This window comes from Deltaproteobacteria bacterium, from assembly GCA_013151235.1.
GTDB lineage: Bacteria > CG2-30-53-67 > CG2-30-53-67 > CG2-30-53-67 > CG2-30-53-67 > JAADIO01.
Genome location: JAADIO010000008.1, coordinates 3,627 through 23,066 on the forward strand (window position 1 = coordinate 3,627; position 19,440 = coordinate 23,066).

The following is a 19,440-nucleotide window of genomic DNA, read 5'->3' on the forward strand; positions in this document are numbered from 1 at the left end:
CCGTGATCTCCGGATCGGAACCTACGACCGTATAGGTCAGGTTGTTCAGGTCGGTCTCTCCGGGGTTGCTGAGCTTGATCGGGACGACGATGGAACCGTTCTTGCTCATCTGCCAGGTCTCAATGGAGGGAGAAATCACAAAACTGGAGATCGTAAAGGTATCCTGGACATAGTGATCGTAGATGTCGGGATGGGCGCCCCAGACCGTATAGACACCGGCCTCGTTGGGGCGCGGCACAAACATCACCTGATAATTCCCGGAAGCGTCGGTGGTGGCCGTGAGGTAGCGGACGAATCCCTGGACCGAAACCCCGACCTTGACCGGCACATAGGGCATGGGCTGACCCGTGGTGTTGCTTACAGCCAGACCGGTGATCAGCACCGGGTCGGTTTTGAAGAGGGTTTTGTTTCCCGCAACCTGGGCGGACACCGAATAACTGGTGTCGGAGAGGAAGACCTCCTGCTCCCGGGCCGGTCCTGGGGCCTGGACCTGGTTGCTCCCGTTATAGTCGTAATAGATGTTTGCAATGTTCGCACTCAGTTTAACAAGATTGGGGGAGGCCGAGGGAACGACAAATTGAATGGGGGCCAGTGTCAGGCTCTTCCCGGGCTGTATGGCCGCCACAATCACATGGTTGGATTTAAGGATGAATTCCGGCCCGCCGAGGGACTGTTTCAGGGCGCCGGTCGCCAGGATGTTTCCGTCTACATCGACAAGATCAACGCGAATATCAGGTGAGGGTTTCGCTCCGTCCTGTTCGGCTGTGACGATTTGAATGGGAATGTCACCGTTGTTTGATACCTTGAGCTGTACGGAAGCCTGCCCACCTCGAAGCAGCGGATCGTTCAGGATCTCCACGGTAACGTCCGCATCCGTCAGACCGACTGTGGAGACGGTCTCCAGTCGGACGGTACTACCGGGTTCGGGCCGCCCCACCAGGGCCAGATCGACGGTCTCCTGTGAGGCGGCGGAATCGGGCACCGCCACAACCTTCGCCACGGTCAACTGTGAACCGGCGGGAACGGGACTGGAAAGCGGGATATGATTCGTCACGCCGTCTGTCCCCACGGTGACTTCAAGTTCATTGAAGGTCCAATCCTGAGATTCATGATTCAGAATCGAGACATTAAGCCTGGAAAGGGACCCGCGCCGCAGGACCTGGCCGGATGCGAGGGAGACGGAGACATCGGGCAGGGTCACTTCCCGGACCGGGCTTTCATTGGTTCCATCGGTTACGGAGACTCCGTAGATCACTGAGCCGCCGGTGTAATAATTATCCAGATAGGGGCCCCCTGCCAGCGGCGTGGTAGTAACCTTGACGCCGTTTCTGTAGACGAAATAGCTCATGCCCGTGCTCACCGCCCAATCGAGGCGGACTTCTCCCAGGGAGGTGTGCGTCACGGTCAGTTGAGACACCGGCGGCAGGGTGACGCCGATCTGGGCCGTGGTGGGAGCGCTTTCATTCCCCACGGCATCCACGGCCGTGACACCGTAGGTATTGGGCCCGGCGGCAGGCATGTTGTCGATCAGCGTGAGGGACGCGGTCTCACCAATCAGCCGACTGACCCCCGGAACGATCGTACCTGTTGCATCCTGGTAAAGCCTGTAGGCTACGACATCGGCATCCACCGAAGCATCCCAGGCCGCCTTGATGCCGCTTCCCTGCTCCGTTAGGGTGAGTGTGGCCGGGGCGGCAGGCGGTGTGGAATCGAGGGTGACCGGGACCTCAACCGACGACAGGCCGGGGTCCCCCTCCAGGTCGATCCCTTCCACACTGTAGTAATAGGTATCTTCATACGGAGGGACGTCCTTATATGTTGTCGAGTTCACACCACCGATAACGAGGACCGCTTCCGAGGGGAGCTGGGCGGCCGTCCGGCGGTAGATATCATACCCCCCCACGGCGCCGTTCACTTGCGTCCAGTTCAGATCCACCTGCCCTCCGGCCAGGGCCACTGCGGTGAGTACCGGAGCATCCAATGGCGGCAGCTGCTTGTTATAGATGACGAAGGTCTCCCCCTCGGTGATCACGGTATCGGTGTTGCCGACCAGGTCCGTGGCGGAGAGGATAAAGAGACATTGGCCGTTCTCCAGGCCTCCCAGCATGGAAAGAGTAAAGGTCTGCGCGCCGGTCCAGGACCCGTCAATCTGCCGGGTCAAGGCTATGGAGGAAACAGTGCCGTCGGGCGTGTTGAGGTCGAGGAGCGGGGTCCCGGAAACGATTTCATCAAACTGAACCGTGACTCCGACATTCACGTTTGTCTTCACGCTGAAAGGCGCCGCCGACGAGAGTGAAATCGTGGCCCTGGGACCCTGGTGATCAACAAATACCGTGGTCTCGCCGGTGGCAACGGTACTCCGGTTCCCCACGTAATCCTTGCCGGAATAGGTGATGGCCGCCGGGCCGTGCGGGGTCTGACCGTCCACGGTGAAGGTCCCGGTCCATGTGTTGGAGCCTGCGGCCTTCATGGCGATGGGAATGGGTGTACTGCCCGCCGGAATCACACTCACAAAGGGAAGTTCCGCCAAGTCTTCCGCGGCATTGACGGTGATGGTCACGTTCCCGCTGATCAACCGGTCCGGATCGACACTGATTGTTGCCGCAGGAGGCAAACGGTCGCCTGCGAGGGAGACGACGTTAGAGATAGGGCTTTCGTTTCCGGTCCCGTCCACGGATGTCACCGCATAGTAATAAAGGTCGTCATCCGCAGGCAGGTAATCGGTGTCGGCCACGGTGATAGCGCTGCTCACGGCCGTGACACCCGGATCCGAAGGAGATGTGAAACCGGCAGCGGACTGATAAAGGACGTAATGATCCGGAACTTCGCCCGTTGGTGGAGACCATTGGAAGTGGATCACGCCGCCTGCCTGAGCTCCGGCGGTCAACGAAAGAGGCGCACCGGGCGCACCGGTATCGAGGGTGACATAGAACGGCATCGAAGGTGCGCTGTCCCCTCGCCGGTCCGTAGCAATGGCCTTCAGCTCATTACTCCCTTCAGAAATGATCACATCCGGAAAGCTGAACTGTTTTGAACTTTTCACGACAGCTATCGAATCCCACAAAACGCCGTTGACCAGAAGGGTGATGATCTGCGCCTCTTCGGCGGTCCCGTCCACCGACGTCAGCGTGGGCGTTGAGACCGTGCCGCTCGGAACCGTGCCGGTCAGGACGGGGGGATCAGGCTGGGCGCCGCTGACGACGATTCCGTAGCTATAGACCGCTTGGTTCCCGGCGGCATCGAAAGTCGTGATCTCGACGGTGTGGTTCCCATCCGCGTAAATGAGGTACGGCAGACCGATATTGTAGAAGGCGGCGGCGGTATTGGTGGCGCTGGTCGCAAGATTGGTCCCGTCCACACCGATGGCTACCGATGCAACGGCGCTTTCGGTATCGGCCACCGTCACGTTGATATTGTAGGGCTGATCAATCACCTGTCCGTCGGTGATATTGATGGAACTGATTTCCGGCGGGGTCGTATCACTTCTCGGAGCGGCGGAGACCGGTATGACGGTCTTTCGTTCACCGCCGCTGATGTTCACCGTGGTGACGGCGAAATCATATTGCTGACCGTTGGTCAGGCCCGTAATCACGGCCTGGCCACCCATGCCGCTAACCGAAACCGTAGCAGCCGGGGTGAGACCGGTCACATCGCTGATCGGGTTGACGTCGTAGTAGACATTGTAGTGATCCACATAACCGAGCAGGCTGCTCGGCAGATCATCCCATGTCAGCGTCACCTGCCCGCTTGCCGGCGTTACGGCAAGATTGGCCGGATTCCTGAGCAGGGTCACGGGCTGGATGACGGCGCCGTTGCTTTCATTCCCATCCTGGTCGGTCAGCGTGATCCGGAAGGTATACTGTGTTTCATCGGACAGTCCCGGTTTGGTGTAGGTATTATCACCCAGAGGAACCGGCGTTCCCGAATCGTAACCGGTGCCGTCATTGAAGTAGAGGGTCTGCCCGGCCACATCCGGTTCCGTGGTGTTTCCGGTCCAGCCGAGAGTCACGGTATTGACCCGGCTGCCGTCTTCGGTGACGGACAGAACGGAGAGCGCTGTCACTTCCGCCGGGGCCTGGGTATCCATCGGGGTACCCGGTTTGGAGGTAACCGCCGGATCAAAGTGACCCATGTCATCAAAGGGAACCACCGCGAAATAATAGGTCTGCCCCTTGGTGAGTCCACCAACGGATGCGGTCTGTGTCCCGGCATTGACGGTCTGAACCGTGTTTAAGCCACTCACCGTGTTAAAGCTCGACAATTCTTTATATATCTGATAGAAGGCCACATCCGTTTCGGTATAACCGGCCCAGGAAAGATGGACGGTGCTTCCGTCTCCATTTTCGTCTACCTGGAACAGATTGAGCGGGATCGGTTGCGGTGCAGAGCCATCATAGTCGATGGTGACACTCCTGGTTACAGAGTTGCCCGCGGTGTCCACCGCAGTGAATGTAAATTGATTCGGCCCGTCACTCATAGCAGGTGTGTCGTAGGACCAGGCCCCATCGGGGTTCACCGTAATCGATGTGGCCACATTGACGGTCAGCGCGGCAGCGGCCTCCGTCGTACCACTGATCGTTTGCGTATTGACATCCGTCGGACTGGTTACCGGATTAATGGTCAGGGAAGGCGGAATCGTATCCAGCGTGACGTTGTAGGTCAGTGCACCGCTTGCATTGCCCGCCGCATCCCGGCTCGTGATGATCAGGCTCTGCGCTCCCTCATTCAGCCGGTAACTCACGGACCAGGCGGTATTCACACTGGGCGGAACCATCTGGGCCCCGTTGATCCGGATATCGGAATAGGCCTCCTTGGTCCCGGAGAGGGGCAACATGGTCGTGCCGGTCAGAGCGGGAACGGGGACATCTACCGTGGGGTCGGCCGGCGGAACCGTATCGAGTTCAAAAGAATAGGAGTTCGCAAGGAGCATGCTGTTATGATCAAGACCACGGGCGCCGGAAACGGACAGATGATAGGTGCCGTTTTGCATGGCCGGCGTAAAGGTATAGGTCCCCTGCCAAGTGTCGGTGTCGAGCCAGGCGCCGTCGGTAATGGTATATGGAACAGCGTTCGGATCGATCACGGAAACGGCGGGCAAAATCGAAGGATCCATCGGTTCGGAGAAGTCGAGGGTGTATGTCACGGTCTCCGCCTTCACAGGGGAGGCGGGTGAAAGCTGTGTGAATGTAATAAAGGGGGCTTGAAAGTCCGTGGGGACGGCAAGGCGAAGGTCCGGCTCCCGGGACGACGAGCGGATATTATCCACAATCATATCGCAGGACGCATTGATTCCTTCCGCACCGAAGACCAGGCCCGTGGCTCCGGTGAGATCCACCGGCGTTATACTATCGGCTTCCGAAACACCGTTTACATAGAGGAATGAACCTCCGGCGCCGTAGGTTACGGCAACCTGGTACCAGGCTCCCGGCACCAGGACCGTCGATGAAAGGATCTGCGTTCCATTGATGTCGAGCATGAGGGTTCCGGATTGGATATCGAGCGTCACGGGGGTTCCGGCGCCGTCGATGATGCTCAGGATGCGGCCGTCCGTTTCGTACCAGAGGAAATGGAATTCCAGGGTCCCCGCTGCGGCATGGATTACCGCCGGATCATAATCGACCCGGTCCGTCCCGGTGAGCGATAGTCCCTGGCCCTGATAACCGTAGTCGAAGAGACCGCCGGTAATCACGCCCAGGGAGGATCCTTCCAGGGAATCATTCAGCAGGGTGGTGACACGGTCCACGATAAAGGTGTGCGACGTATCGGGAGCCATGACGTTTCCAGCCCAATCCGTAGCCTGAGAAAAAGAGAGTGTATATGTGTCGTCGGCAACCGTCCCCGAATAGGTCCCCTCCCAGGTCCGGGCATCGAGCCACACGCCGCTTAAGACATAGATGTCGTAAGGAGCAGCCGTACCGAAGGTGACGACCGGCGAGACACCGGTATCCATGTCTTCGTTGAAGGTCGCCGCTACGGTTAAGACATTCGAGGCCTTGTCATCCGTAATTGTAATATTATATGTTGATAAGGTAGTTGAAGCAGATATTGTTGCAGTAAAATTGGTCGCATCATAAGAATCATCTGCTTTGGGAGCAATCACAAAATCCACTGGATCACCCAAATTTACGGGAACCGTTATTGCGTAGTTGAACCCCACAGAATCGTTGTAGGAAACCGATTGAGTCCAAACGACAGATCCATTAACTATGATAGAACCGATGATTCCATCTCCACCAACAATTGCATCAGCTCTTTTGGCAATATGGCCGAAAATATTGATATTACCATTAACATTACTCAACCATCGTCGGATTGCCCAATGCTCCTGTCCATTATTTATGCCGTTCGGATGCCCCCCACCTGCAAATAGACTAGTCCAAGGCGGGTTACCGTTATACCAATTCCACACTATTCCATTCCAATAATCATTTGGACTTGTCCCAGGACCATCATCGTCTGGGAAAAGGGTAAAATCGCCGGGTTGATATATACCATCACTATCCACAGTCTTATTATAATAACCATATTCCCAATTATCTTGGCCCTGGACGCCGGAAAATCCTGATACAGAATCGGTAATTGCAGTATTAGAAAATATTTTTGCTGTAAAATTGGTTGAATCATAATTTTCCGTTGCATTTGGAGCAATAGCAAAATCAACTGTTGCACCAACAGTGACCGGAAATTTAATCAAATAATTAATGCCCGTTGAATCATTATAAGCTACAGGGAAGGAAAATTTCTCCACACCGTTTACAAAAATATAACCTACCGTCCCATCTCCACCGGCTGTCGCGAGAGGATTCTTTGCCAACACTCCATAAATAGTCACATCCCCTTCATAGTCACTTATCCAACGTTTCATTGCCCAAAGTTCATTACCTGATTGAACACTATTGGGATGAAATACCTCAGAATATAATTCCACATACGGTGGCTTGACGTACCAGCCCCAGAATTCTTCCAGATTATTCCAGAAGTCCGTTGAGTTTACGCCGGGTCCGTCATCATCTGGAAAAAGAGTAAAATCTCCCTGTTGGAATATACCATCACTATCACCTGTCTTATTATAATAGCCATACTCCAAATTATCCTGACCCTGGACGCCGGAAAATTCTCTGACTGAATCAGCAAGCAAATCGCTGGAATCAACTTGAAAGGTCCAATTCAATATATCATGATTTTCCCATTGACCTCCTGTGCCACCGGTAAAGCCAACCCATGCTAAATCGCTTTGCAAATTCAGCAGGGTTTCCAAGTCGAGACTCACAGACAGCACCGGTGTGGAAAGATCATCGATATAGATATCTATGTTTCCACGGTTGTATGATATTTTCACAGAATGGATATTCCCGTCAGACAAGTTCGGAATGTTGGATGCACATCCCAAAGCGGCAGACTGATCCTGGCTGTTGGGTGCTACCCCCATTGATTGTACGCAAATATGGTTATCATCAGAATCCCAACTGCTGTTCAGAAAAGTATCAAACTCAACGGCAAGACTAGCCGGGATATTCTTATACCCCAGTCCCCCACCATTTCCACCTAATGCTGCTGCACTATCATTTTGAATCACAAATGCAAATCCATCGGCACCACTATTCGTGGGAGTAATTTGAAAATCAAAAGTGGTATCAAACCCCTTCTGAACCAGTTGCTTGTTTTGATACCAAAACGCACCTGCTTGATAACCTGTATTTGTGAGTCGTATTTTGTTATTATATTGGGTAGCACTTCCGGCCAAAGATAAATCTGTAGTGTCAGAAAAATCCAGAAAGTTAATATCCGGAATATGTTTTTCAAAAGTAATGCCTGCTAACATTAAGTGAGAGACAGAATCGGATCCATGATCAACGATTTCGATAGAAGTTATTGAATCATTCCAAAAAGAATGGGGTAAATCCACACCCAGCATATCAAGCCGGCCTTCTACACCATTCACGTCATGTTGGGTTACAAATACAGGAACGCTGTTGGAATCGGTCACAGCATTGGCATTCCCAGCCTGGTTCCAGTCCCGAATATTAAACCCGGTAATCAAATCAACCGTATACAACTGACCACGTAGCGTTCGAAAAGTAATACTCCCTGCCCTGAATGGTGTACGTCCCCAAAATGTATTCAAAAGAAGATAGACTTTCTGAACATTGTTTGCAGAGGTAGTTATTGAGATTGTATTTCCATTCGTATTAATCCATGAATCCGAAAAACAAAAAAAATCACTCCCGCTGGCTGGAATATCAAAAGGAATACCTCCCAATGGACTCACAGGTGAAGATAGATAGTAATTAGAAAGTTGTTCATTAAAAAGACCTCTCAAATCCACTGTTGAATATGAGCTATAAGCTTTTGGTTCAGTCTCCATCGTCACGCCGGCCAACCGGATATGGGAATAATTGTCCGAACCGTTATCCGTGACCGTAATGGAAGTGACCGTATCCCCGATAAAAGAAGCGGGCAGTGCGACTTTCAGCATATCGATCCGGCCTGGCAGATTATACTTACCGGAAGTTACTTCAAAGACGGGGGTACTATTCGGGTCGGAAACAGTGTTCACGAAGGTACCGTTATTCCAGTCCCGGATATTTACTCCACCGACAAGGTTAATTGTGTAAGACTGCCCCCCCTGGGTTGTAAATGTGACACTCCCGGCGGCAAAATTAGAGACACCCCAATTGGAGTTGACAAGCAAATAAGCCGTTGTTGCATCCGGTGCATTCGTACTTAATGTCAGGCTATTTCCGTTTGTTGTGATCCAAATATCGGAAAAGCTAAATACATCGTTCCCGGTGGTGGGAATATCAAAGGGGACACCTCCGAGAGGACTGGGTGGTTTCGACAGATAATCGCTGATCAGTTGTGCATTGGCGGCACTGCTGATATCCGTGGTGATGTAAGTGGCGCTTGCTTCCTGGAATGTGACCAACCATAACGCCAGGAAAACAAAGAGCATGCACTTCATCTTAATGTTCTTGACAGCGGTGTGCCTCATAAGGTCCCTCATGGGTTTGGTTGTTTTGATGGTCTCCAATGATTCCAAGGGCTCTCTTCCTTGTCGTAGATCCCGCTGAACTTACGGGGATGAGCAAGGGCAGGGTTGAGGTTGAGCAATGCTGCAAATTCAGTCTGTTACAACCCCCTCCCCTTTATCCCCTCCCACCAGGGGAGGGGAAAATGGTGATCCCCTTGAGCGGATCGATGTGCTCTCCCTCCTCTCCCGCATGGGAGAGAAAATATGACTTTTCAGGGTTCCGACCGTTGCGTTGTCAGACATCCGGTTTATTTATAATCCGGATTTTTGCCTTTTCTTTCAATTTTGTAAGTAATTCCTTTAAAAGTTTCTTCTCTTTTTCTACAGTGATTCTTCGCTGGATGATCGGTTTGAACTGTTCCAGGGAACGTGAAATTCCTTCTCTTCGTTCGAGAAGCTGGACGATGTGATAACCTTGCTGCGTTTGAAACACGGGCGCAAACTGCATCGGTTTCTTGATGCCGTACACGGCGTCCTCGAAGCTCTTTTCTCCGGTTCCCTTCCGATAAAGACCGATCAGGCCGCCCCGTGCCTTTGTCGCTGCATCGACGGAATACCTTCGTGCCATTTCCACAAAGCTGCCATCATCTTTGTTCAATTTGTTGTAGAGGTTCTTCGCCGTGACCGGATCGGATACCACAATCTGCCGGAGTTTCAGCATGGGGGGGATATTAAATTGATCCCGATGGGTCTTATAGTAGGCCGCAATCTCCTCCTCGCCGACCCGGCTCGCGGAATCTCTCAAGCTGTTCTGAAGTTTCTCGATAATCAGTTTCTTCTCGTAGCGCTTCACACGATCCTTAATGGTTGCGTCTTTATCCATCTTTCGACGTTCGGCCTCCTGCAGGAGGAGTGTTTCATCAATCAGCTCCTGAAGGACCCGTTGTTTTTCCGCTTTACTCGGGGCATGTACCTCATTCCGGTGTCTAGGCGATTCAAGTCTTTTCTCAACATCTCCCTCTGTTACAGGAGTTCCATTGACTTCGACCAGAACGGTTTCTTCAACGGGATGTTTCAATCCCGGCTGAGTCTGACCGGAGGCTTGTTTCTGCTCCGTCCGGTTACAAGCTTGTGTTGCAAACAGCATTATGAACAGCAAACTTACGGACAGGATCCGCTTTGTCATGGACAATCTCCTCTGGTTCTTTCACATTTTTTTGTAGGGCGATCAATTGATTCAGAACATCCTCCGTGACGTTCTTGATGGTCCCTTGTTGCACTGCTTGTTTTTCCATCATGAAAACAAAGAGCAGACCTTTTTCGGGAGCCCCCACAAGACCTGCCATGTTGTAACTGTCCGGTAGATGCCCGCTTTTGATCCTGATTTCCGGCTTTGCGGGCACGTTGATCCCCCATGCATGATAGATCGGACTTTCAGCCAACGTGGAAAGCGTCCGAATAAAGGATGGGCCGTAGGATTCATCCTGAATCGCTGCAATGAAGATGTGCGCCAATATCTCCGGCGTCACGGAATTGAAGCGGCTCAGGCCCGCACCGTCTTTGAGATTCAACGCATCCGCCTGGATGTGATGAGCCTTGAGAAACGATATCGTCAGATCTTGTATCGGGGCATTACACTTTTTTTCAAGGGTGTGACGCAATTGTTCCGCGATAAAATTATTACTGTATTTGTTCATTTTGGCCAGGATTTCAGGGAGGGGAACGGATGTGATCTCCGCAATCGGTGTGCCCCTGTCAGCATGTCCCCGGCGAATGGATCCTTTGATTGTGATGCCGACTTTTTCGAGTTGCTGCTTCAGGACCGTTGCCGTGTAAAAGGAAGGGGTGGCGACTGAGATGCGGCGCCGATAGGATTGATGATTCCTGTTCCCTCCGGAAACCGCCAACCAGCCGTTCGACGTCCACAGAAAGGAAGGGAGGCGCTCTCCGGATGCTGTGTCGATCACTTTGCTGATTGAACGTGGAGGATCGAAGGTGACATTTGTGCCGGCAATTTCATCTCCCTGGAGACTGACCTGGACCGTATTATAATTCAATGACAATGCACTGCTTGGCGCCAAGTAGGGGTCCGCATGACGATTCTCGGGCCATCCTTTTGCCATTGCGGGGCGAAAAAAGGAATCATCAAAGATAAGGTCCCCCTTCACATGGACAATGCCGGAATCACGTATTCGCCGGGCTAATTTTTCAAGTGAAGCCGTGCCTAAGGTAGGGTCGCCTGATCCAACGAGTATCAGGTCTCCTGAAAGCTCACCTTCCCGAACCCTGCCTTCCGAGAGTATTCGGGTCTGAAAACGGAAATCGGACCCGAGTTTTCCCAGTAAAAGGATGGTGATAACAAGTTTTTCAAGAGAAGCAGGAGGAAATGGATCGTTGGAGTGATAGTCTATAATGAATCGGCGGTGAGAAGCATCGTAAACACAGAAGCCAACCTGTCCATCATTACTTTCTATTTTGCTGAGCAAACACCTGGTTTGAATCTCAAACGCTTGAATGTTGATTATGGAAAGGTGCAATATGACACAAGAGATAACTATTTCTTTCAATGTATTCAATGCCCCTCTTTGCTCCTGTTTTCAAAGAATACAAATCTACATCCTGTAAATTTTAGAAAGCAATATTGACGCGTTTTCCTTTCATAAAACATAAGTAAATTTAAATTGTAATGAGAAAATGTTATGCAAATTTGTTGCCAAACTTGACACAACTCGGAATGAAACATCTTAACATACTAAAGATTAATGCTATTATTTCATTATTCAGCAAATCCAAGTAGGTACCCAAAGAATCATAATATGAAATATTTTTCCACTATAAGGAAAAAAATTACCATTATTATGTAAAACTTTACCACAATGTGTATAACTTTCAAATTAACCTTAAGGTGGAATCGTCGTAGGCAATCAGGTCCCACACAACCAATCAAACCTTCATATACCAAGCATCAACTTCGCTGTAAAAAAATAAATCAACAGTCCGGTGATGTCCACGATGGTCGTCAGGGCCGGGCTCGCGGGCTCGCAACCACGGCCGGGTCCAGTTTCATGGATGTGGCAGCGAGGGGGAGGACTGCTCCGATCAGGGTCGCAGTCACCACCTGCAGGCTGAGTGCGATCGCGATGGCCGCCCCGACCTTTGCAAGGGTATAGCCCGCGGGCAGACCTGTCCCGTGGGACAGGAACATGACTTTGCCCCATGAAAGGATGCCCAGAACCAATGCAAGCATGACTGCAATCTTGAGTTCCTTCCAGAGCACTTTGAAAATATCCCGTAATGAGATTTCGCGGAGCGCCAGGGCGCGCACAACCACCGTGGACGACTGGCTGCCCGTATTCCCGCCTGTGTCTGCCACCATGGGCATGTACAACGCAAGTATCAACATCTGCTTCAGGGTAGCCTCGAAGCTTCGGATGATCATACCCGACACAAGTTCCAGCGCGGCAAGACCGACGATCCAGTAAGCCCGGTTCCTAAAATGATTCCAGGATGACGTCTTCAGGTATACACCTACCTCATGGCTTCCGGTAATAGCCATGAATTTTTCCATGTCCTCGGTATGTTCCTGGGTGATGATGTCGATGGCATCGTCGTGCGTTATGATCCCCAGTAAGGCATCCTCGCTGTTGATCACCGGCAGGGCGATCAGGTCATATTTCTGGATTAACCTGGCTGCCTCCTCCTGGTCGTCTTCCACGCGGGCGAAGATGACTTCTCTGTGCATGATCTCCTGAACAATGGCCTGCCGGTGGGCCACAACAAGGTCCTTCAGGGAAACGAATCCGAGCAGTTCGCGCCGCGGATTCACAACATAGGCGTAATAGATCGTCTCCCGGTCCGGGGCAACCTGCCGGAGATGTTCGATGGCCTGCAATGCGGTTAATCCGGGAGAGAGGGTAACGTAGTCGGAGGTCATGACCGCACCGGCCGTACCTTCCCTGTAAGCGGAAAGGCGGCGGATGTCTTCCCGCTCCGCCTGCGCCAGGGCCGGGAGTACGGATTCCCGGAGCTCCTCCGGCAGCTGATGAAACAGGTCCACCCGGTCGTCCGGGTGCATCCCGGTCAGGAGTAGAGCAATCTCACTGCGCGGCAGGGACTTGACCGTTTCCACCTGGAGATCCTCGTCCAGATGACTGAAGATATCGGCACGAAGGGATGGGTCGGCATGACGAAGCACCTTCCAGATTTCTGCGGGCGTGAGTGCGGATATAAAATCTGCAACTGTTGCAGGGTGACCCGTATTACAGAAGTTTCGAAGGGATTTTGTGTCCCCGGCCGCAAGTATTTTACGAAGCTCAGGGAGAAGCAGTGGATTCCTGGTGTTCATGGTTCACCTCCATTTCAGCCGCAAAGAGAGCGCACACGGCCGGAGGTGAAGGAGGGACGATCAAGTGAGAAAGTGCCGTCCGGTCAGGTCGCCGGTCGCAAGGCGCGGGCATCGCGGTCCAGGGTCATCGGGTTCGTCTTGTATCAGTACAGAGTGACTGTGTTGCCGACAACTGTGACTGTCATCCGATTTGCTCATGGATTCCTCCTTTCCTCTTTCTAACAATCAGGAACAACATCGCTCATCCTCCCTTTCATGAAAGGATCTTCGCAACCGCTTCCTCCACGGGGACCTTGGTCACATCCCCGCTTTTACGCTCCTTGATCTCCACGACCCCCTCCCTGAGTCCCCGGTCACCGATCACGATCCGGCGGGGGATGCCGATCAGGTCGGCATCCTTGAACTTGAAACCGGGGCGTTCGTTCCTGTCGTCAAGGAGGACATCGACCCCCTTCTCCGTCAGTTCGTCGTAGAATTTTTCCGCCAGTTCGGTCACCTCCTTCGATTTCATGTTGAGGGGAAGAATCAATGCCGTGAAGGGAGCGATCGGTATGGGCCAGATGATCCCGTCGTCATCGTGGTTCTGCTCGATGGCGGCCGCGGCCGTCCTTCCCACCCCGATCCCGTAGCATCCCATGATCATGGGGCGGCTCTTGCCGTCCTCATTGAGGAAGGTCGCCCCCATCGCCTCGCTGTATTTCGTCCCGAGCTTGAAAATGTGGCCCACCTCGATCCCCCGGGTGATCCGGAGCGTCCCGTCGCAACGGGGGCATCCATCCCCTTCCCGGGCGATCCGGATATCCTCGAAGGCGTCGGGCGCAAAATCACGGTTCACCCGTACATGCCGGAGGTGAAGATCAGCTCGGTTCGCACCCGTCACCCCGTCCGCAACGAAAAGGATCCCGTGATCGGCAATCACCGGGACACCGGTAAGTCCCACGGGACCGGAGAAACCGGAGGGACCGCCGGTCACGCGTTGTACGGTTTCTTCATCGGCCAGAGTAATTGTTTCCCAACCGAGACGGTTCTTCAGCTTGATCTCATTGAGTTCGTGATCTCCACGGACCAACCCGACAGCGGCATGCCCCTCCTCGTCCATGACGATGAGGGTCTTGATCAATCGCTCCGGTTCTATCTTCAGAAAGGCAGCGACTTCCTCAACGCTCTTTTTTCCCGGGGTTTCGACCTCTTCAACCGCGTCCGCATCTCCGGAAGACTCTGCTGTTCCCTTCCGGATCTCAGCCCTCTCCGTGTTGGCGGCATAACCGCACGAATCACAGCAGGCCACGGCATCCTCTCCGGTCTCGGCCATGACCATAAACTCATGTGAGAAATTGCCGCCGATCGTTCCCGTGTCGGCCTCAACGGCCCGGAACGCAAGGCCGCACCGCTCGAAAATCCGGCAGTAGGCGTCGTACATCTTCCGGTAACTCTCGTCGGCGCCCGCCTCGTCCCGGTCGAAGCTGTAGGCGTCTTTCATAATGAATTCCCGTCCCCGCATGAGGCCGAACCGGGGACGGATCTCGTCGCGGAACTTCGTCTGGATCTGGTAGAGATTGAGGGGGAGTTCGCGGTAGGACCGTACATTCATCCGGACGAGATCGGTGATCACCTCTTCATGGGTCGGGCCGATACAGAATTCCGTATCTTTCCGGTCGCGGACGCGAAGCAGTTCCTTCCCGTAGTGGTCCCACCTCCCGCTTTCTTTCCAGAGAGAGGCCGGCTGGACCGCCGGCATCAGAACCTCCTGGGCGCCGGCCCGGTCCATCTCCTCCCGGATGATCCGCTCAACCTTCCGGACCACCCGGTATCCGAGGGGAAGATAGGTATAGATCCCCGCAGCGAGTTTGCGGATCATCCCGGCCCGCATCATCAACCTGTGGCTGACGACTTCGGCTTCGGCAGGATCCTCCTTCAAAGTGGGAATGAGCAGTCTGGAATAGCGCATGCAAACCATCCTTTGGTGACGGATCAAAAAGAAAAATATCCGGGAAGCTATTTTTTACAGGTCGAGATCCCGAACGGCAGATACACGGGACACCAGCCGATCACCGCGGTAAAGAGAGGAACAATCCCGACGGCACCCCACCAATTTTTAAAATAAATCCCGGCTGCAATGATCACCAGTCCAACGATCACACGAAAAATACGATCCACGCCTCCTACGTTCTGTTTCATTTTTCTCTCCTTCCTCAATCCCTGTGCATGGTTACACTTTTCCGGCCGCCCCTCACAGTCTGAACCCTGCAGACCCGACGGGAACACGGACGTCAATATACACTTTTTCAATGCATGTTGCAACCAAGGGAAATCGGGACAAAATTTTCTGCCGCAAACGGAACGGCCCGGATTGATTCCCTCGTTTTCCATCGGACAAGACATACGGAGCAGACAGCATCGTTTGAAAGGGAGACTTATACAAAAGTTTTTTTGCCTTGACTTCGATCCAAAAATTGGGAAAGATGTCGGAAAAATCAACCTTCGAAAGGTAACAATTATGAAACTCGTCGATTTTGCAAAAGGGAACGGTCTCATCCCTGCAATTGCACAGGATGTTGAAAGCGGTGAGGTCCTGATGCTGGCCTATATGAACGAGGCCTCTTTTCAGAAGACTCTCGAAACAGGCAGCGCCTGTTACTACAGCCGGTCGAGAAAAAAACTCTGGACCAAGGGAGAGACCTCCGGCCATGTCCAGAAAGTCAAAGAAATCTTTGTAGACTGCGATCGGGACACCATTCTTCTTCGTGTGGAACAAGTCGGCGGTGCCGCCTGCCACACCGGATACCGAAGCTGTTTTTATCAGAGAGTCGACCAAAACAAACTGACACCTGTCGGTGAACGGGTCTTTGACCCCCAGGAGGTTTACGGTGAAAAATAGATTAAAATTAGGAATCCCCAAGGGAAGCCTGGAAAAAGCAACCATCGCTCTCTTCGATAAGTCCGGCTGGAAAATCCGGCCCCATTCCCGGAATTATTTTCCTTCCATTGACGACCCGGAAATTTCCTGCGCACTGGTCCGGGCCCAGGAAATGCCCCGCTACGTGCAGGACGGCACCCTTGATGTGGGACTGACAGGGAAAGACTGGCTCCTGGAAAACAATGCCGACGTGGAAGTTGTCTGCGACCTGATTTACTCCAAGGCCAGTCAGAAACCGGCCCGATGGGTTGTTGCCGTTGCCGGGGATTCCCTCCTCCAAAAGATCGAAGACCTGGAGGGGAAAAAGGTCTCCACGGAACTGGTCCGATATACCGAAGCATACTTCAAGGAACGGGGAATCCATGTCGATATCGAGTTTTCCTGGGGAGCGACGGAGGCCAAAGTTGTAGAAGGACTGGTCGATGCCATTGTGGAGATTACCGAAACAGAGAGTACAATCCGGGCCCACAGCCTCCGAATCATTCACGAAATGATGGAGACCAACACCCAGCTCGTGGCCAACAGGGACGCCTGGAACGACCCGTGGAAACGGAACAAGATCAGCCAGATTGCGACCTTGCTGCAGGGGGCACTGCGGGCCGACAGAATGGTGGGATTAAAAATGAACGTTCCCGAGGACAAGATCAATCATGTCGTCGATACCCTGCCAAGCATCACAGCACCGACCGTCTCCTCCCTTTACCAGAGTGACTGGGTCTCCGTGGAAACGGTCATCTCCGAAGCGGAGGTACGGGAACTGGTCCCGAGGCTGATGAAGGCGGGTGCGCAAGGAATTATTGAGTATGCACTGAACAAACTGATCTGAACGCTGCTGTCAACAACCAGCAAAGACATCTTGCGTAGAAGCAGGTAGAGTGGAAAGGCCTGTAGGAAAAGTCAAAAGCAGATTTGATCCCTTTGCTCGCGAATGATTACTGACGACGGATGGATTGAATCACTTCGTCGAGTTGTTGAAGAAAGCGCGATCGGTCGCGTTGATTCAGCGGCGGCGGCCCGCCCGTTATCTCTCCTGCGCCGCGCAGTACCGACCAAAGGTCCCGGGTCGCGACGGCATCTCCGATATTGTCATCCGTGAACGGCCTGCCGGTTGGACCCATGACATGTGCACCCTTTTTCAGGCAGCGGCTCGCAAGCGGAATATCCGCGGTGACCACGATGTCGTGCAGTTGCACATGATCGACAATCCAATCATCGGCAGCGTCGAAACCGTCCTCTACAACTTCAAGTGCAATCCATTGTTCATTCGGTACCCGCATCCAGGAGTTGGTCACCAAAGTGACATCAAGACGATATCGGCCCGCAATGCGATACACCTCCTGTTTGACCGGACACGCATCAGCATCTACAAAGATGTGCAGCAAACGAAGCTCCTCACCATTCCCCGGATGAGGGAGGTCAAAATTCTTTTTCGTACAGGGCATCCAAAAGATCGAAATATTTCCGGGTGACTTCTTTGCGGCGGATCTTCAAAGTTGGGGTCAACTCTCCGGCCTCCCGGGTCAGTTCATGATCGAGGAGGGCGATCTTCTTGATCTGCTCAAAACGGGCCAGGTCACGCAACTTTTCCCGGATCCGGGAGAAGAGAAAGCTTCGGGCACGGGGAGCTACCGAAAGCTCTGCGTCATCGGCAAAGGTAAGCCCTTCCCCTTTCAGAACCTCCGACAGGGCACCGAAATCGGGGATCACCAGAGCGGTAAGGTACTTCCGTTTGTCGCCATAGACCATCACCTGGCTGATATATTTGTCGGAGGTAAGGAGATTTTCGAGATATTGGGGTGCGACATTCTTGCCGCCGGAAGTCACGATCATATCCTTCTTCCGGTCGGTGATTCGCACGAATCCATCCTCGTCTATTTGTCCTACATCTCCTGTGTGGAACCACCCGTCCGGATCAATAACCTCCTTCGTCGCCGTTTCGTTCTTGAAGTACCCCTTCATGACGGAGGGACTCCGGGTCAGGATCTCGCCGTCGTCCATGATTGCAACCTCAACCCCGGGCAGCGCGGGACCGATCGTGCCGAAACGGATCATGTCATGCCGGTTCGCCGTAATCACAGGCGAGGTCTCCGTCAGGCCGTAGCCTTCGAGAATGGTGACCCCCGCCGCATAGAAGAACTCGGCGATCTCCCGGGAGAGGGGCGCACCGCCACAGATAAAGTACCGCAGCTTGCCCCCGATCCGTTCCCTGATCTTGTGAAAGACAAGCCGGTCCGCCAGGCCGTACTGAAGTCGTAATCCAAGGGGTCCTTTCTTCCCCTGCAGACGGTAAGGCGTGAGCTTGCGGCCGGTCTCAATACCCCAGGAAAATATCTTCCGCCGCGGGGAGGGCGCCGCGTTCACTTTTTCCATAACCCTTGCATACATCTTTTCATAGAGGCGGGGGACGGAAACAACGATGGTAGGCCTGACCTCCATCATGTTCTCGGCAACGGTATCGATCGACTCGGCATAGGCGATGGCGATCCCGTGAAAGATCATGAAGAACTGCCCCACCGTCCGTTCAAAGACATGGCTCAGGGGAAGGAAGGAAAGACACCGGTCCTCTTCGGTGACCGGGACGACCGATTCGGATGCCTGCACATTGAAGAGGATGTTTTCATGGGTCAGCATCACCCCCTTCGGTTCCCCGGTCGTGCCCGACGTGTAGATAATGGTCGCGACATCGGACGATACGGTCCGCCGTAGATGTTCTCCGAAAAGACCGGGCTCCGCCCCGGAACGCTCCCGTCCCGACTTCAGAAGGGCATCGAAGAAATCAACATCCTTCTCGTCAACGGGGTCCATCATAATGATCCGCTCAAGCGACGGAAGATCGGACCGGATGGAGTCGATCTTTTCGAGCTGTTCCTTCGTCGAGACGATCACAACCTTTGCCTCGGCATCGTTCAGAATATAACCGACCTCTTTCGGGGAGTTCGTCTGATAAACGGGAATGGTGATCGCTCCTTCGGAAAGGATGGCAAGATCGGAGACCGCCCATTCCGGACGGTTCTCGGAGAGGATCGCCACCCGGTCGCCTCGCCGCACCCCGAGGTCCCAGAGGGCAAGGGCGAAATTGCGGACCTGCTCCTCGAACTGCCGGAAAGTGATCTCCCGGTAGGCCCCATCCGCTTTGTACATCAGGGCGGTCCGCGGACCGTAGTGACGGGCGCACTCGATAAAATAGGAATGGAGTGTCTTGCTCAT

At 53.4% G+C, this 19,440-nt stretch carries 9 protein-coding genes and 1 pseudogene; 2 read left to right on the plus strand and 8 right to left on the minus strand.

The annotated features are described in order from the left end of the window. The 6 genes and pseudogenes from GXP58_01850 to GXP58_01875 form a co-directional block, all read right to left on the minus strand. Positions 1 to 9,040: hypothetical protein (locus GXP58_01850; GenBank protein NOY52345.1), on the minus strand; the 9,040-nt coding region annotated here is incomplete at its 3' end. 226 nt (positions 9,041 to 9,266) lie between these two features. Next, complete coding sequence (locus tag GXP58_01855) at positions 9,267 to 10,049, minus strand: hypothetical protein (GenBank protein ID NOY52346.1); 783 nt, start codon at positions 10,047 to 10,049, stop codon at positions 9,267 to 9,269. A 43-nt stretch (positions 10,050 to 10,092) separates the two neighbouring features. Next, positions 10,093 to 11,547, minus strand: coding sequence for a D-alanyl-D-alanine carboxypeptidase/D-alanyl-D-alanine-endopeptidase (gene dacB, locus GXP58_01860; GenBank protein ID NOY52347.1), 1,455 nt, complete (start codon positions 11,545 to 11,547; stop codon positions 10,093 to 10,095). A 375-nt stretch (positions 11,548 to 11,922) separates the two neighbouring features. Further along, positions 11,923 to 13,316: pseudogene (gene mgtE, locus GXP58_01865) on the minus strand (magnesium transporter). Between the two features lie 253 nt (positions 13,317 to 13,569). After that, positions 13,570 to 15,264 (minus strand): proline--tRNA ligase, encoded by a 1,695-nt coding sequence (locus GXP58_01870; GenBank protein NOY52348.1) that lies wholly within the window; start codon positions 15,262 to 15,264, stop codon positions 13,570 to 13,572. Positions 15,265 to 15,311: 47 nt separating this feature from the next. Next, entirely contained in the window at positions 15,312 to 15,494 is a 183-nt protein-coding gene (locus GXP58_01875; protein NOY52349.1) for a DUF2892 domain-containing protein, read from the minus strand. Between the two features lie 319 nt (positions 15,495 to 15,813). On the opposite strand from GXP58_01875, the gene hisI reads away from it, so the two are divergent. Together hisI and GXP58_01885 are read left to right on the plus strand one after the other, a co-directional pair. Next, entirely contained in the window at positions 15,814 to 16,194 is a 381-nt protein-coding gene (gene hisI, locus GXP58_01880) for a phosphoribosyl-AMP cyclohydrolase (protein NOY52350.1), read from the plus strand. Then, positions 16,184 to 17,059 carry an ATP phosphoribosyltransferase gene (locus tag GXP58_01885; protein ID NOY52351.1) on the plus strand — a complete coding sequence of 292 codons (876 nt, stop codon included), beginning with the start codon at positions 16,184 to 16,186 and terminating at the stop codon, positions 17,057 to 17,059. The genes hisI and GXP58_01885 overlap by 11 nt, the downstream gene beginning before the upstream one ends. Before the next feature lie 106 nt (positions 17,060 to 17,165). Here GXP58_01885 and GXP58_01890 read toward each other — a convergent pair whose 3' ends face one another. Beyond that, positions 17,166 to 17,615 carry a YaiI/YqxD family protein gene (locus tag GXP58_01890; GenBank protein NOY52352.1) on the minus strand — a complete coding sequence of 150 codons (450 nt, stop codon included), beginning with the start codon at positions 17,613 to 17,615 and terminating at the stop codon, positions 17,166 to 17,168. 34 nt (positions 17,616 to 17,649) lie between these two features. Further along, entirely contained in the window at positions 17,650 to 19,440 is a 1,791-nt protein-coding gene (locus GXP58_01895; GenBank protein ID NOY52353.1) for a long-chain fatty acid--CoA ligase, read from the minus strand.

What these genes read in the sequence shown, in the direction of transcription:
- hisI (NOY52350.1), top strand. Translation starts at nt 15,814, where the DNA reads ATGAAACTCGTCGATTTTGCAAAAGGGAACGGTCTCATCCCTGCAATT.
- GXP58_01870 (NOY52348.1), bottom strand. Translation starts at nt 15,264, where the DNA reads ATGCGCTATTCCAGACTGCTCATTCCCACTTTGAAGGAGGATCCTGCC.
- GXP58_01875 (NOY52349.1), bottom strand. Translation starts at nt 15,494, where the DNA reads ATGAAACAGAACGTAGGAGGCGTGGATCGTATTTTTCGTGTGATCGTT.
- GXP58_01895 (NOY52353.1), bottom strand. Translation starts at nt 19,440, where the DNA reads ATGAGCAAGACACTCCATTCCTATTTTATCGAGTGCGCCCGTCACTAC.